Source organism: Corynebacterium sp. HMSC073H12 (assembly GCF_001837775.1).
GTDB classification, from domain to species: domain Bacteria; phylum Actinomycetota; class Actinomycetes; order Mycobacteriales; family Mycobacteriaceae; genus Corynebacterium; species Corynebacterium amycolatum.
Genome location: NZ_KV834035.1, coordinates 111,253 through 126,899, shown reverse-complemented (window position 1 = coordinate 126,899; position 15,647 = coordinate 111,253). Strand labels below are relative to the sequence as shown.

General features: G+C 56.0%; 12 protein-coding genes. 9 read left to right on the top strand and 3 right to left on the bottom strand.

The genetic code is table 11. From position 1 onward, the window contains the following. Positions 1–16 precede the first annotated feature (16 nt). From lysS to HMPREF2708_RS05630, 6 genes are all read left to right on the top strand, one after another. Positions 17–1,549 carry a lysine--tRNA ligase gene (gene lysS / locus HMPREF2708_RS05655; RefSeq protein WP_070833366.1) on the top strand — a complete coding sequence of 511 codons (1,533 nt, stop codon included), beginning with the start codon at positions 17–19 and terminating at the stop codon, positions 1,547–1,549. 126 nt (positions 1,550–1,675) lie between these two features. Further along, complete coding sequence (locus HMPREF2708_RS05650) at positions 1,676–3,181, top strand: metallophosphoesterase family protein (protein ID WP_070833363.1); 1,506 nt, start codon at positions 1,676–1,678, stop codon at positions 3,179–3,181. A gap of 122 nt (positions 3,182–3,303) precedes the next feature. Then, positions 3,304–4,710: an acyl-CoA dehydrogenase family protein gene (locus HMPREF2708_RS05645; protein ID WP_038626632.1), complete on the top strand. Its 1,407-nt coding sequence runs from the start codon at positions 3,304–3,306 to the stop codon at positions 4,708–4,710. 42 nt (positions 4,711–4,752) lie between these two features. Further along, complete coding sequence (locus tag HMPREF2708_RS05640; protein ID WP_038626631.1) at positions 4,753–5,964, top strand: acyl-CoA dehydrogenase family protein; 1,212 nt, start codon at positions 4,753–4,755, stop codon at positions 5,962–5,964. Positions 5,965–6,184: 220 nt separating this feature from the next. Further along, the gene (locus HMPREF2708_RS05635) at positions 6,185–7,642 is read left to right on the top strand and encodes a purple acid phosphatase family protein (RefSeq protein ID WP_070833361.1); all 1,458 of its coding nucleotides are present in this window, start codon (positions 6,185–6,187) and stop codon (positions 7,640–7,642) included. 149 nt (positions 7,643–7,791) lie between these two features. Beyond that, positions 7,792–8,607, top strand: a complete 816-nt coding sequence (locus HMPREF2708_RS05630; RefSeq protein ID WP_070833360.1) for a hypothetical protein — start codon at positions 7,792–7,794, stop codon at positions 8,605–8,607. 112 nt (positions 8,608–8,719) lie between these two features. On the opposite strand, the gene HMPREF2708_RS05625 is transcribed toward HMPREF2708_RS05630, so the two are convergent. From HMPREF2708_RS05625 to HMPREF2708_RS05610, 3 genes are all read right to left on the bottom strand, one after another. Beyond that, positions 8,720–10,438: an AMP-binding protein gene (locus HMPREF2708_RS05625; RefSeq protein WP_070833356.1), complete on the bottom strand. Its 1,719-nt coding sequence runs from the start codon at positions 10,436–10,438 to the stop codon at positions 8,720–8,722. A 585-nt stretch (positions 10,439–11,023) separates the two neighbouring features. Continuing rightward, a complete protein-coding gene (locus tag HMPREF2708_RS05615; protein WP_070833350.1) occupies positions 11,024–11,737 on the bottom strand; it encodes a hypothetical protein in 714 nt (237 codons plus the stop codon). 2 nt (positions 11,738–11,739) lie between these two features. Beyond that, positions 11,740–12,489: a hypothetical protein gene (locus tag HMPREF2708_RS05610; RefSeq protein ID WP_070833348.1), complete on the bottom strand. Its 750-nt coding sequence runs from the start codon at positions 12,487–12,489 to the stop codon at positions 11,740–11,742. Between the two features lie 192 nt (positions 12,490–12,681). Here HMPREF2708_RS05610 and HMPREF2708_RS05605 point away from each other — a divergent pair, with 192 nt between their 5' ends. From HMPREF2708_RS05605 to HMPREF2708_RS05595, 3 genes are read left to right on the top strand one after another with little or no spacing between them, the layout of a single operon-like run. Next, positions 12,682–13,440, top strand: a complete 759-nt coding sequence (locus HMPREF2708_RS05605; RefSeq protein ID WP_070833347.1) for a hypothetical protein — start codon at positions 12,682–12,684, stop codon at positions 13,438–13,440. Beyond that, on the top strand, positions 13,437–14,738 hold the full coding sequence (locus tag HMPREF2708_RS05600) for a hypothetical protein (RefSeq protein ID WP_070833345.1): 1,302 nt from the start codon (positions 13,437–13,439) through the stop codon (positions 14,736–14,738). Before HMPREF2708_RS05605 ends, HMPREF2708_RS05600 begins: the two co-directional genes overlap by 4 nt. Continuing rightward, the gene (locus HMPREF2708_RS05595) at positions 14,725–15,624 is read left to right on the top strand and encodes a hypothetical protein (protein WP_070833342.1); all 900 of its coding nucleotides are present in this window, start codon (positions 14,725–14,727) and stop codon (positions 15,622–15,624) included. The genes HMPREF2708_RS05600 and HMPREF2708_RS05595 overlap by 14 nt, the downstream gene beginning before the upstream one ends. Positions 15,625–15,647 lie beyond the last annotated feature (23 nt).

Sequence of the window (15,647 nt, the reverse complement as noted above, 5' to 3'; positions counted from 1 at the left end):
GCTAACCTTTATAGCCGTGACTGACGCGAAGAAGACCCCTGAAAACACCGCCACCGTTCCTGAGCAGCTGCGCATTCGCCGCGAGAAGCGTGACCGCCTGCTCGAGGCTGGAATTCAGCCGTACCCGGTCGAGGTTCCCCGTACACACTCTCTCAAGGATGTCCGCGAAGAGTGGGGTCACCTCGAGGCCGGCGAGGAGACTCAGGATGTCGTGACCGTCATTGGTCGTGTCATGTTTATCCGTAATACCGGCAAGCTCTGCTTTGCCGCTCTGCAGGAGGGCGACGGCACGACCCTGCAGGCCATGCTTTCCAAGGCTGAGGTCGGCGAGGACGCTCTGGCTGCTTGGAAGTCGGACGTAGATATGGGCGACTTCGTCCTCATTACTGGCCGCGTAATTTCTTCGCGCCGCGGCGAGTTGTCCGTAATGGCTACCAAGTGGCAGATGGCCTCGAAGGCTCTGCGTCCACTGCCGGTGTCGTTCGCTGATCTGTCCGAGGACAGCCGTGTGCGTCACCGTTACACGGACCTGATTATGCGTGAGCAGGCTCGTACTAACGCACTGACTCGCATCAAGGTCATCCGCGAGCTGCGCCACGCCCTTGAACGTCGCGGTTTCCTCGAGGTCGAAACCCCGATGCTGCAGACTCTGCACGGCGGTGCAGCTGCACGTCCATTCGTGACTCATTCCAACGCTTTGGACATCGATCTCTACCTGCGCATCGCGCCGGAGCTTTACCTCAAGCGCTGCGTTGTGGGCGGTATGGAGCGAGTCTTTGAGATCAACCGTAACTTCCGCAACGAGGGCATCGACTCCTCGCACAGCCCGGAGTTCGCGATGCTGGAGTACTACGAGGCTTTCGGTACCTACGATGACTCCGCCCGCACCGTCCGCGAGGTTATTCAGGAAATCTGCGTCGCGGTCTTCGGTTCGACGACCGTTACGCTTGCCGACGGCACGGAGTTCGACTTTGGCGGCGAGTGGAAGCAGATTGAGATGTACCCGTCGCTGAACGAGGCACTTGCTCGCAAGTTCCCTGGTCAGCCGGAAGTCACCATTGATTCCACCGTCGAGGAGCTCAAGGCAATCGCAGATGTGATTGGTCTTGAGGTTCCAGAAAAGGGCGGCTGGGGCCACGGCAAGCTGGTTGAGGAAATCTGGGAGCTGCTCTGTGAAGATCAGCTCGACGGTCCTATTTTCGTCCGCGACTTCCCGGTCGAGACCTCTCCGCTGACTCGTCAGCACCGCTCCAAGCCGGGCGTGACTGAGAAGTGGGATCTTTACGTCCGTGGCTTCGAGCTGGCTACCGGCTACTCCGAGCTGGTTGACCCGGTTGTCCAGCGTGAGCGCTTCGAGGATCAGGCGCGACTGGCCGCCGGTGGCGACGACGAGGCCATGGTTTTGGATGAGGACTTCCTGCACGCAATGGAGCAGGGTATGCCGCCGACGACCGGTGTGGGCATGGGCATTGACCGCCTGCTGATGGCCTTGACCGGTCTCGGCATTCGTGAGACTGTGCTGTTCCCGATTGTGAAGCCGGAAGCGTAAGCGACGTATCTTTTAAGCATGTAGTCTGCAGCGGCCAGCCGGAAAACTACGGCTGGCCGGCGAATTCATGTGTAGTTATCCCGGTGTTATCACCGGGATTATTTTTATCCCGTAGTTTCTTCACCCATGACTTCGGTAAATGGGAATAAGAGAATTAATCGGCGATCCGTATTGCGCTTGGGAGCAGCAGCGGGAGCAGTAGCGAGTGCGGGTGCCGTAACGGTGGCCGTCAATAGCGTCGGGACGCGAGCAGTTGCATCGGCGGCTCCGAACCAAGCGCCGTTTCCATTCACAGGTTTGACCAGCGGTCTTGTGGTGACGGACCTGGAAGTCGTGACCGTGACCGATACGTCGGTTACCTTTTCGTGGGCGACGTATGCAGGCCCACATCCAGCGTGGGGGAAGCTGGCTCCACTGGCACCGGCCGACACTGAAGTTGCGCTCGTGCCAGTCGACGCTGATGAGGGCGGAGAGCTGCCCGTGGTGCATAAGGACGAGGCGCAGGTTGGCTACCACTTTGTGACCGTCGATAAGCTGCGGCCTGGAACCACGTACCGTTTCGAATGTCGATCGAATGGGCTGGTCGCCGAGCCGGGATTGATTACCCGAAACCTCCCCAATACGCCTGAACAAACTGGACGGTTCACGACGTTGGTCGCTCCGGAGGGGGAGTATCTGACCACGATTGCCATCCTCAACGACACTCATATCGGCGAAAACGGGCACGGTATTGTTGTCGGCAATTTGCCTGCACCTATTTTCCCTGAAGCCGGTGCCGCACCGTACCCCGAGGTCATGTTGACGGCTGCCCTCGCTGAGCTTCGGGGGATGGGTATTGAAAAGGTTTTCGTCAACGGTGATGCCACGTCGGAGGCACGTCCGGCGGAGGTCCGTCGATTTGCCGAGATTATGAACACTTTTGGCGCCCAGGGGCAGCAATGGTTTGTCACCCGCGGAAATCACGATCGTCCGCATAAGCCAGATGCCGATCCGTCTGCTGGCTACGACGAATTCCCGGTTTTGGAGGGTACCGAAGATCATCGCGATCCCTTCGGTGTTCTCCTGGGGCGTCCGCGACAGGAACTGTGGGTCACTCAGCAGGGGCCGGTCCGCATCATCGGTCTGGATTCGTCGAAGTTGGATCAGTCCGGTGGAGAGATTAGCCCGGAACAGTTCGATGCACTGGAGCGGGAATTGCAGCGTGACCCCAATAAGCCGACGGTTGTGCTGGCTCATCACCCAATTACTTCTCAGGCTGGCTGGACAAATGCTGGCGGCCCCACATTCATCCTCAACAGCGCTGATGCACGCCGTTTGCAACAGCTGCTTAACGACGCTCCGGGTGTATTCTTCGCGGGAGCAGGCCACACCCACCGTGCAAAGCGTACTCGCGGTGATATTGGTGCCGGCGTTGATTATTTGGAGACCGGCGCGTGCAAGGCATACCCCGGTGGCTACACGCTGCTGCATGTCTATTCCGGTGGTTACCAGGTTAATTTCCACCGTTTGAGCAGCGAAGATGCGCTTGCGTGGACTGCGCGTGCCCGTTGGGCGATGTACGGCTTCGAGCCCGAGGCACTGCTTGGTGAGCTCGCTGATCGAAACTACGTTATTAACCGTGTTATCGCCTGACAAGTTAGAAACCTGAAAGTTTTCTGTTACTTGGCAATGTTTTTTCAATTCTTGTGACAACGGTCACGTGATTCATTTATTGTTATGCCAGTAATAGTTCTGACTCGAAAGGCCATGATCACATGAGCGAGAAGAAGAACCGCGAAGATTCGACTGTCGGCCGCAATAACCCTGGTCGCGACGCTATCGGAGCGGCAATGCGGTTCATCACGTCGATTACTGGTTCGGACTTCGCCCAGAAGTACGACCTTCAGCCAAAGATCGACCGCGTGGTGTACCAGTCCACCAAGTCCGGTTTCAAGACCCTTGGTGCCGCGAATCGTCAGTTTAAGAAGATTTCCGGTTCCGGTAAGCCGGAGCGTCCGGCTGAGGAAGCCCAGGCTGCACAGGAGGCCGCAGCCGAGGAGAAGGCAAAGAAGCTCTTCGACCTCACCCCGACCGAGGATCAGCAGATGATCGTCGAGACGGTGAAGGAGTTCGCTGAGTCTCGTCTGCGCGAGGCTGCTTACAAGTCCGACCACGAGGCAACTCCGCCGGAGAACCTCGTCTCTGAGGCTTCTGAGCTGGGCGTCACCATGATCAACGTCCCGGAGGCTTTCGAGGGCATCGCTACAGGTGAGGACGTCACCACCAACGCGCTGGTCGCAGAGGCTCTGTCCTACGGTGACATGGGTCTGGCTCTGGCAGTGCTGGCTCCGGCCGGTGTCGCTGCCACCCTGACCGCTCACGGCTCCGACTCGCAGCAGAAGACCTACCTGCCGGCATTCGCTGGCGAGAACGTCCCGGCTGCAGCTGTTGTTCTCGCAGAGCCGCGCCCGCTTTTCGACGCACGCAAGCCTGAAACCACCGCGAAGCGCGAGGGTGATTCGCTGGTCCTCAACGGTGTTAAGTCCTTCGTTCCGAACGCCGGCGCAGCTGAGCTGTTCATCATCGGTGTTGAGCTCGAGGGTAAGCCAGCTCTGGTTATCGTTGAGTCCGACACTGAGGGCCTCCACGTTGAGGCTGACCCGTCCATGGGTCTGCGCGGTGCCGCAATGGGCCGTGTCATCCTGAAGGATGTCAAGGTTCCGGCTGAGAACATTCTCGGCGGTGCTAGCACCTCTGCTGAGGATCGTGAAGAGGCATACCTCGACATTCTGCGTCGTTCTCGCCTCGGCTGGGCTGCGCTTGCAATGGGTACTTCTCAGGCAGTTCTCGACTACGTCATTCCTTACGTCAACGAGCGTCAGGCATTCGGCGAGCCGATTTCCCACCGCCAGGCAGTGGCATTCATGGTCGCCGACATCAAGATTGAGCTCGATGGCCTCCGCATGATTACCCTCCGCGGTGCTTCCCGCGCTGACCAGGGTCGCGGCTTCGCTCGCGAGGCAGCTCTGGCTAAGACCTTCGCCACGGAAAAGGGTATGAAGATTGGTTCCGACGGTGTGCAGCTGCTCGGTGGACACGGCTTCACCAAGGAGCACCCGGTTGAGCGCTGGTACCGTGACCTCCGCGCAATTGGTGTCGCCGAAGGCATCGTCGTTCTGTAAACCGCTAGATACTTCAGCCGAAAAGAATTAAGAGGAAAGAAAATGATTAACCTCGAACTGCCGAAGTTCCTCAAGGCGGGCGCGTCCCAGTCGCATCAGGCCGCCGCTGAGATCTTCCGACCGATTTCCCGTAAGTACGATCTCGCTGAGCACGAGTACCCGAAGGAACTTGACACCCTTGCCTCCATGATGGACGGCATGGCAGATGGTGGCCGTGGCTTCTCCGGTGCTTCCGGCGGACGTGGCGATGACAAGAAAAAGAAGCGTACCGGTGTAAAAAACGGTGGCAACATGGCTTCGCTGCTCAACGTTATTGAGACCTGCTGGGGTGACGTGGGCCTGACCCTGTCCCTGCCGTACCAGGGTCTGGGTAACGCAGCTATCGCAGCTGTTGCTACTGATGAGCAGCTGGAGGCTTTCGGTAAGACCTGGGCTTCCATGGCAATTACCGAGCCGTCCTTCGGTTCTGACTCCTCCGCAGTTTCCACCACCGCCAAGCTCGATGGTGATGAGTACGTCATCAACGGTGAGAAGATCTTCGTCACCGCTGGTGAGCGCTCCGACTCCGTCGTTGTGTGGGCGACCCTGGACAAGTCCAAGGGCCGCGCTGCCATCAAGTCCTTCCTGGTGAAGAAGGGCACCCCGGGCTTCACCGTGGAGCGCCTGGAGGAAAAGCTGGGTATTCGTTCCTCGGATACCGCAGTGCTCCGCCTGGACAACGTCCGCGTTCCGAAGGAGAACCTGCTGGGTTCCCCGGACATTGATGTTAAGAAGTCCTTCGCTGGCGCAATGGCGACCTTCGACAACACTCGTCCGCTGGTTGCGGGTATGGCCATCGGTGTCTCCCGTGCTTCGCTGGAAGAGCTGCGTCGCATCCTGGAAGAGGCTGGCATCGAGATTGACTACGATGCACCAGCGCACACCCAGAGCGCTGCTGCAGCTGAGTACCTGAAGCTGGAGTCCGACTGGGAGGCTGCGTACCTCCTGGCTCTACGCGCTGCGTGGATGGCTGACAACAAGCAGCCGAACACTCTGGAGGCTTCCGAGTGTAAGGCTAAGGCCGGCCGTGCAGGCACCGAGATCTGCCTGCGTGCCGTTCAGCTGGCAGGTACTTTCGGTTACTCCGAGCGTAACCTGCTGGAGAAGTGGTCCCGCGACGTCAAGATCCTGGATATCTTCGAAGGCACCCAGCAGATTCAGCAGCTAGTTGTTGCTCGCCGCACCCTGGGTCTGTCCTCCAAGGAACTGAAGTAATTACAGTTTCAGAGCGATCTACATGCTGGTGAGCCGATAATTGTTCACCTAGGTGCTCAAGCCACATTTCCTAAAACGCCGTCCTGCCATGAGTTGGCAGGGCGGTGTTTTATTTTTGCGCTGTTTCAAGTTGCGTGTGTTTGCTGTTGCGTTCCTATTTTTCTGAGATTAGAGGGAAAGTTCATCTATTTTTCATCTTTAGGTTCTAGGCTTTATTGCCATGAGCATTTCTCGCCGGGCCTACCTCTCTGTTGCGACTCTTGCTGCAAGTTCAATGGCCGTCGCAAAAACCTCGGGAGCTTACGGCCTGGAGTACGTCACGTCAGGGCTGGGGCTTACCCAGTCGGATTCCAAGTCGTGGCAAGTACTAGCTAGTGACTTAGAGGTCATCACTGTCACAGACACGTCAGTGGCATTTACATGGGCAACATATGCTCCTGGGGTGCAGACAGCGTATGGCTTTATTAAGCCGACTGTCCCTTCGGATGAGCGGGTGCTGCTTGGTCCAGCGGATTCGACGCAGCTAGAGCTCGTGCACGAGGGATATTCAGAGTCGGGCTACCACCATGTGGTCATTGACGGGTTGGAGCCGGGACGGGAGTACCGCTTTGAGTGCTGGTCCCACAACTGCCGCGCGGTCCCGTCGCTGAATATCACCATGAGCAAGACGGCGCCGGAGAAGACAGGCGTCGTAAGTACTCTGCCAGCGTTGGCGGGTGCACATTTGGCGACGTTCGCGCTGACGAATGACACACACATTGGTAAGCCCAATCATGACGGCATTCGCATTGGCAACCTCGGTCTTTCCTCCGATCCGGGAGAGCAGCCTTTCGCCTCTATGCAATTGCAGGGTCTGGTGGACACGGTAAAGGCTGCCGGGTTAGACACTCTCGTCGTCAATGGCGATTGCACGGATAGCAACCGTCCTGAGGAGTATGACGAGCTCATCAGGGTTTTGGATACTTTCGGTGAGTTTGGGAAAAACTGGTTTGTCACCCGTGGTAATCACGATGTGCACCCGCCCGGACTGCCCAATATCAATGGTTTCCGGGGACGCGGAATCCGCAAGGGCAAGACCGCGGTTCCGGATTACTTCAGCCAGCGTCTTGTGCCGACGCAGCAGCACTGGTCGACTCGCGTCGGCGAAGTGCGTCTCATCGGTGTTGATACTGCCGAGTTTGGTTATGCAGGTGGGCGTATTAATGAGCGCCAGATGCGTGCATTGCGTGCTGAACTCGCAGAGGATCCAGAGCGTCCGACAATTTTGTTTGCGCACCACCCGTTTACTCAGGATGCGGTGCGTTCGCATTTCGGTGGTGAGGCATTCATGGTCGAGGCTCAGCAGGCCAAGATTTTCCAGGAGATCCTGGCTGCCACGCCGGGCGCCAAAGGGGTGTTCGCTGGTCATACGCACCGCAGCCGTCGTGGTATCGCTGACTATGGGGATACGGACTTCTGTGAGCGGGGCGCTGCACTTGGCTATCCGGGTGGATACACGCAGATTCGAGTGCACACTGACGGTTACCAGATCAGCTACCACCGCACCACAACACCGCAGTCGCTGTCCTGGTCAACGAAAACTCGTTGGTCGATGTTCGGGTTGGAGCCAGAGTTTATGCTGGGAAAGATCTCCGATCGGAACTACGTCAATTTCTTCAAGAACAAAGTGCCGCTCTGAGCTAGTGCTAGCTTCAAGCAGGGTACGCTGGGCAACGCATAGTGTTAATGGAAAATACGTAGTGGCAAGTTCCGCTGTGGGCGAAGTCGCAAGCCACCACGTTATTGGCCGAGCACAAGTGTGGCTCTGAAGTAATAAGGAATTTAGCGATGACCGACCAGTACAACCCGCGTTCGTCCTCCCCGCAGGATTGGGAGCAGGACGGTTATGCAACATCTGCCTGGGAGCAGCCGCAGGGCGGGGATCAAGGCCAGTACCAGTACCAGACGCAGGGGCCGAACCAGGGCGGCTACACCCAGCAGTATCCGGCTTATCAGCAGGCTCCGGTACCTGAGCAGAAGAGCAACAACGGTCTGTACGTGGCCTTGGGTATCGTCGGTGTTGCACTTGCCGCAGTCGTTGGTATCGGTGGCGCGTACTACCTGAATAATTCCTCCGATAATTCCCCGCAGTCTCCCGATACGGTTGCGGCAGGGGACTCGTCGTCAAGCACTGCGTCCCCGGCGCCGGGGGAGACGTACACGGAAACCTATACCCAGACCGTCGAGCCGGAAACGACGAAGCAGCCGGAGAGCAGCGCCTCTACAACTACTCAGAGAGGCAATTTCGGTCTTCGTGCGTTCGGTATGGATCGCGATGATATCGATGCCAAAGGTTGGGTTGGCAGTACCGCTCGCTGCTCGGGTGGGTATTACGCGCGTGTGCTGGCGGAGACTTCTTCGGGTAAGGCCGTGATTTGTGAGAACTCCAATAACCGCCAGCAGCGCCATTACATTGGTGACTTCGGTGAGATTTCGGATACCCCGGATGCGTACACAGTAGATAGTTTCTCCGGGAACCGCACTGTCGCGAAAAATGGTGGCTACACGTATACCGTCACTCCGAATGCGGTAACCGTGACCCAGGACGGCGAAGAGATTTTCCGTGAGCCCGTCACGGACTACGGTGTTTTGAACGCCGGCTAATCAGCTCTAGTTCTTCCTAGGACACGCAAAAAGGACGCGGTAACTTCCACAATGGAAGTTTTTACCGCGTCTTTTTCGTGTCTGCCGTTCGCTTTACGACGGTCCCTGCTCCCTAGGCCGCCTTCTCCTGGGCAGCATTCTCCCACGGCTTCGGCAGGTGGCGAGGAACAACCTTGCCGACTGCGTTGCGTGGCAGTTCATCGAGGAATACGGTCTCGCGCGGAACAGCGAATCGGCTGAGGTGCTGCTTGACATATGTGCGAATCTGCTCATTGGTCAGGGCGCGACCCTCAGGGGAGTCATCGCGGACAACCCAGGCAACCAGGGCCTGGCCGAAGCGCTCATCCGGAACACCTGCGACTGCGCACTCGCGGATGCCTTCGAGCTGGCTGAGCGCATCTTCGGTCTGACGTGGGAAGACGTTCTCGCCACCGGAGACAATCATGTCGTCCTCGCGACCGGAGATGTAGAGCAGGCCATTTTCCATTCGACCCAGGTCACCGGTACAGACCATGCCGTCAATGACCTGTTTGTCCGCGCCGGGGCGGGTGTAGCCCTCGTACAACATGTTGTTGCCCACGAAGATTCGACCGGTCTCGCCGTCGGCAACGCGGTTGCCGTCTTCGTCGAGGATCTGGACACGAGTGCCCAGCGGTGCGCGACCTGCCGTGGTCGGGTTTGCCTTGAGCTCATCCGGGGTAGCAATGGTAGCCCAGCTGACCTCGGTGGATCCGTACTGGTTGTAGAGAACTGGCCCAAAGCGCTCGAGGGTCTTGGTGACAATTCCCTCCGGAATGGCCGAGCCACAAGAGGCGATGACCTTCAGCGATGTCGCACCGATGTCGTAGTTCTCCGGGAGAATCTCAATCATGCGCTGCAGCATGGTCGGCACCAGGAAGATGGTGTGCGGAGAGTGCTGCTCGATAATGCGGAGACTGTCGGCCGGATCGAACTTGCGGCGCATGATCATGGTGGAACGCAGTGCGATGCACAGCTGTGCAGTTGCGAATCCCCAGGTGTGGAACAGCGGAGCCGCAAGGTAAGCCGGACGACGCTGGCGCAGCGGAATGCGGCTCATGATGGACGATGCCGGCATCCAGCTGCGCGGCTCCGGGCGCTTGGCTCCCTTTGGAGTGCCGGTGGTTCCGGAAGTCAGAATAATAACGCGGCCACGGCGCGGGCGGCTTGGCAACTGGGCGGTTGGCCACTTTGCCGGCGGTGCCGTCTTCAGCATCTCCTGCATGGAGGTCCAGCCCTCGCGAACACAGGAGGTGTCACCGTAGTTTTCAAACCAGGACACGGCGACCGGGCACTCATCGAAGTCCTCCGGCAGCATGTGAGTGAATTCCTCATCAATGAAGAGGAAGTCAATCTTCTGCTCACGAATAACGGCCAGAGTCTGCTCGGCAGCGGCGCCGGTATTGAGCAGCACCAGGTCGGTGCCGAGGCGACCGTGGGCGCACAGAGCCATAATGAAACCGCGGTGGTTGCGAGCCAGCACGCCGATGCGGTTGCGCTGCTGAATATCACCGTGGCGGAGTGCTCGAGCCAGGGCAGTGGAGCGCTCGTGCAGTTCTTCGTAGGTCAGCGAGCCGCCGTCATCAATAATCGCGGTGTGGTGCGGGTCGCGGCCGGCGGCAATGCCGAGGAGACCAGCTGGAAGGAAGTCCCAACGGTAGATGGAATTCAATGCCTTTCCAGCAGCGCCGGGTCCCATCGAGCCGAGGACGCCAGCCTGCGTCACCGGTGCGAGTCCGAGAACGAGGTCCGAGGTAGCTCGCGAAGCTTTGCGCACCTTATTGAGAATCGAGGTCTGTGGATTAGATGTCATAGTCACTCATCTTCCGTGGTTCATGTCCTGTGGTCTTCGGAGAGGCCTAATCAGGCGAAACCGCATCGGTAGGACCGCCGATTTAGTTTCTTTTACAGTAAGAATAAGTGTCCTAGGTCACTTTTGTGTAGCTTTTGCAAAATTTTTTTATGGAAAACGAATTGTTGTGAAGATATGCGCGGTGACCAGTGAAGATGGTCAAGTATCAGTTCTCTTTCGCAGCTCAATGGGTGCTGACCTTATCCGGGGAAGGTTCTGGTTTGGAGCTGATTCCTTTGGGGAGGGCTCCTGAAACGTGTTCTAATCCAGCTGCACCCTCGACTCGGTGGCGAAGGGCGAACCTATCCGATACGGCTCCAGTCCAGACCACTACGGTGACGTCGGCTGAGGAGCTGGACGATGATCGCGATGACGATATGGATGATGACCGTGACGATGACATGGACGACGATGATCACGATGACCGTGTGAACAATTAGTCTTCTAATCGGCGTAGATTTTGTGAATTATCGGCCCCCACGTAACCCATGAACCCCCGCTCACTAGTGAGCGGGGGTTCATGGGCGTTTATGGCAGGGACACTATTTATTGTCCTGCGGTGTCCTGTGCCATATTCTGCTTAGCGGCATGGCTGACATTGTCGGCGATATCTGTTGACAGTTGTTCGGCATCATCCCACGGGCCAGAATTGGATACCCACACATTGAGCTGTATATGCCCGGTTCGGATGGTTTCTAGGTATCCGTCCTGGTCGTTAATGGTAGATGCACGAGACTGGGCGTCTTCGTCTGCTCCACCAACAAGAATGAGAATTGTTCCATTGGAATCTTCAAAGTTGTAGCCACAGCCAATACCTAAGTCCTTCACGCTAGTCGGCACAGCGTGAGTCTCTTCCGGCATGTAGTCGCCAGCATCACAGACGTTAAGCCAGCTGAGCGCCATTTTGTAGTAATAGGAGGCTATGGAGGCCTGGTCGGAATTGGTGTTCTTGTCTTCCAATTCCGAGTTTGCTTCTTCCAGCTCATCAATCTTTGCTTGCAGCTCGCTTTCCCGCTCCTCTGCCTGCTGTTGAAACGAGTAAATCTCTTCATTCGCGCTTGCAAGTTCGGACTCAGCATTCTTACCGCCCATGGCAAACCCCGCCGCGCCGGCAACAATCGCTCCGACTGCGCCGAGGATGAGCGGCAACGTCAAAGGTTTACTCTTTCCGGACTTAGTGCCGGAAGCTCTCTCCGACACTTTCTCGGAAGTGCCCGACTGGTTGCTATTCCACGGATCGATGGGTTCGTGAGCGTTCATTTTTAACCGACTACCTTCACCTTCTGTGCGATTGTGATTGGTTCGAATCCTGGCTGCTGAGCTGTCACAGCAACGATGTATTCACCGGGTTCTGTAAATGTTGCGTAGGCCTTCTCCCCAAACCGGCGAACGATCTGGCAAGGAGTATGTTGTCCAGTCACGCCTGCGCTGGCACTCGCAGTCGGCTTGCCCTCAGAATCGTAGACATCCACCTTGTTTTCACAGGTTTCAGTTCCTCCGGTCTGGCTGAAATTCCACAGCAACCTGACGTTTGCTTCGCCATCAACCAGGGGATAGGTCAACAGGCTATTGGCCCCCTCGAAGGGAAACGTGATCCGAGCAGTGTCGAAGCCGCCCAATTCTTTCTGGTGAGCAGTTGCGTCAATCTTGACGTTTTGGCGCTTGGCACTACCAGGCTCCATGCCGCCAATTTTGGTCAGCTCCATCGAGCTGTTCAGCGTTACTGCACCAGAGTCATCGTCCGTATCCGAAAGTCCGCTGTTTGGAGAATTCTTATCCTGCGAACTGTTGGCATATTCCTGCTCTGGCTCTTCTGACTCGGTCGAGCTCTCAGTCGAGCTAGGGGGTTCGGATTGTGCATCAGAAGCAGGGGACGTTTCTGTAACTGTCACCACTGCGGGGGACTCCGGGGCAGCGTTGTTAGTGGGCATACCTGAGCAGCCAATCAGGGTCAGGGTAGTCGCGGCGGCTGCCGCAGCTAAAACGTGCTTTGAATGAAACTGGGATGACATGGGCGTTAAAAACCTCCGGGTTAAGCGCCGAATAAGCGTTTTCTTCATCTGCTTGACGACGCTATAGCGGAGGCCTCAGAAGCGGTACGGGAGTTCTCCCGGTGACTTTCACTACCCGTGCGGGCTTAACTAAATCCTGTCGGGTTCAGCGAATTAATCGTTGGGCAGAGAATCGAGGGAAAGAACCGTTTAATGAATTTCCAACAGCTGAAAGATGCGGCCAAAAGCTACTTCTCAAAAACCACAGATATTGTGAAGAATGTTCCAGATCGCACTAAAGGTTGGCGCGGCGATTTGGAGGATCAAGGAATTATTTCTAACCGTGTTGGTGTAGATCAAGAAGGTCGTATCATTCCGCCATTTTTTGTCTGGTGGGCACCCTGGATGTTTCGAGTTGTACTCGTTATCGCCGGATTCATAATTGGCGGAATTTTGGAATCCATCAATAGTGGACCATATCCAGATACGGCGATGTTGATTCCATTCGCCATGGGGTTTGCGATGTGGTTCTTGCGAAATCAGACTAGTTGGATTCCCGGCCTCATTATCACGGTGCTGGCAGTCACCGCAGCATCGCTTATGTCTAAAAGCGTCCTTATTTCGCTCGAAGCATTAATCCTTTTCGCTCTCGTAGTCCTAGTGGAATATATCTACGCTCGCGCCGCATTCGACTACAGCACTGCCACAGCGTTTGAAGAGATGAAGCAGGCGCTTTCTACGTACGGCACTGCCTATGAGCTGGAAGAGCGAGAGGACGCCAATGTCAATGGAGAGACTCTGACAACTGTCTCCGCGCTTGATTCGGGGCGCCCTGCTCGGGCAATGATTCGACTGTTGCCGGAGCATGTAGTTCCCGGATGGCTTATCGCAGTAGATCCTGCCAGAAGATTCATGACAGGCCTGTCCCCAGAACAACGTGTTCGCATCAGTGAGATTCAGGAGCAGATGTGAGTCTGAATCCCGCAGTTCGAGACAACCTAGCTGAAAATCTATTTTCAACAGGCGCAGTGCCAACGGGGGCCAAGTTAGCTCAGTTGATTGCTGACATTCCCATGGGCGGAGATGCCTCTTCCTCGGATTTTTGGGAAGCGCGTGTCCGTTTAATTCGAGACTTGTTGTTCTTCGGTGAGCAGTCCCAGCGTGCACTGGACATCATCGATGAGCTGCACACCGAAGATTTCGTTGACGCGGTGCGAAAGAAGTTTGGTGTTTCCTTTCGACTTGTTCTTAAACGAGTACAGCGTCCTCAGTACTTCTTCACTGATGTGCAGATGAAGGCAGTTAAAGAGGGGTTCTTGAAGCCGTATGCAAAGGGCAGCGGAAAAGCGATTACCGAGCACGGGCTTGAAGAGTTCTTTAATCGGATATTGGTTCCAACGTCCAACCGCATGGAGCTCCGTGAATACGTCGACGTTGAAGATAGCCAGGAAATTGAGACTGGTCCGACGAACAATGCAGAGAAAAGAGTCTGGGCTGCCTTTAAAGAGGCCAGTAGTGCAAATACCGACATTCGGTCGATTGCAGATGTCATTGCGAGTGGCTTTCGTGAACAGTCCGAAGGCGCTATCGACGGCAACCCCATCGATAGCGACATGCTGAAGAGTGCAACGAAATCCATCGGTGCGAGTTTTCGTACCGGCTCACCAGAGGCTGAAACCCGCACCGGTCTTATTCGAAGGTTGCAAGCAGTCGATAATCCAGCGGATTTAGTGACTCGACATACTTTCGGTTTGCTTAACGACGGAACGTCGCTGGACCCAACGAGACTTCGTAAAGAATTGCAAATTGCTGAGGGAGCCTACTGTTCTAGTTCCGATTCGACAATTGAGAATCGCGTCCTTCAAAACGTCAATCCTGACGATGTCCTGAAGGCTGATACCGGAAGGGGAAAATCGGATTTTAAGACGCCCCATACCAGTGAAGGGGATGTGATTGCCAAGGAGTTATTACGATTTCTTTCTCCATTTGTTGTGCTCGGTTTAATAGTGCAGTTCATGCAGGAGGGTAATGGATTTATTGCTGTACCGGTTCTGGCTATTTTTGTCGGTATCTTGTGGGCGTTGGTAAAGAAGCGAGTGGCAAAACGATGGATTGCTGTTTTTGGAATCGTATATTTCATTGCCATGGGGGTTATAAATGATAATTTCTATGAATTAGGATGGGTTCTATTTTCTATATTTATCATTACATTTGTGTCGATTGCCTATCTATTCGCTAAGGGGAAGGAATATAAAAATGGGGTTCTTTAATAACAAAAAGGATGAAAATAAAAAGGCTGCCAAGCATTCGGACAGTCGTGCTGATGAGTATCAGGAACGAGAGTCTAAGTATCCGGAGGTTGACTTCGGTGGAGCGCATAATTTCGCCCCGCTGCCGAACTTTGATGAGTCCTTCAGCTCTCGGGGCGCAGTCGACAATGGTGATACCACAGGTCAGGAGCCGGTCGAGTATTCCGGAGATCCGAAACTAGACACCGACGAAGCTGCATGGTCCAAGGTTGAGAACGCCGATTCTGGCAGTGCCGATTCTGGTGGTGCCGAGTTTGGCCATGATGAAGACACCACGGAAGGAGCTCCAGCCCAGCAGGATCTTCCTCCTGCTCCGGTGGAAGAACACTCAGAAGCGGATACCGAAAGTACCGCAGGTATTGCGGCCGAGAACGTCGTAAAGCAGTTGGATTTGATTCAAACTCGGCTGGACACAATGAACGCAGTACTGCGCTCTCAAAGTGAAGAGTTGGAAGCGCTGACTGATCGTCGTTGGTACGCCCAGTTGATGCCCCTGGCGGAAAAGTTGGCGGCCATCCATGACGGGATTTGCGCCGACCTTTCGCGGCTCGAAGAAACTACCGAAACTGATGGCAGTGACCTGTATTCGACCCTGGATTTCCTGCAGGACTCGATTGCAGATGCGCTTCAGTCCATGGGAGTGGCAATTACAGAGGCGAAGGTAGGCGATGCCTTTGATTCCTCAATTCACCGCCGCACCAAATTCGCGGATTCAGATAACCCCGCGCTGCACCGCACGCTAGCTCCATCACGACGAATCTCGCACTACTACACCTTCACCAGTTCTACCAGCCCAATTGTGGTGGCCAAGGCGCCGGTCACGGTGTATCGGCAGAGCGGCAACTAGGCCAAAACTCGAGTCTGAACAGG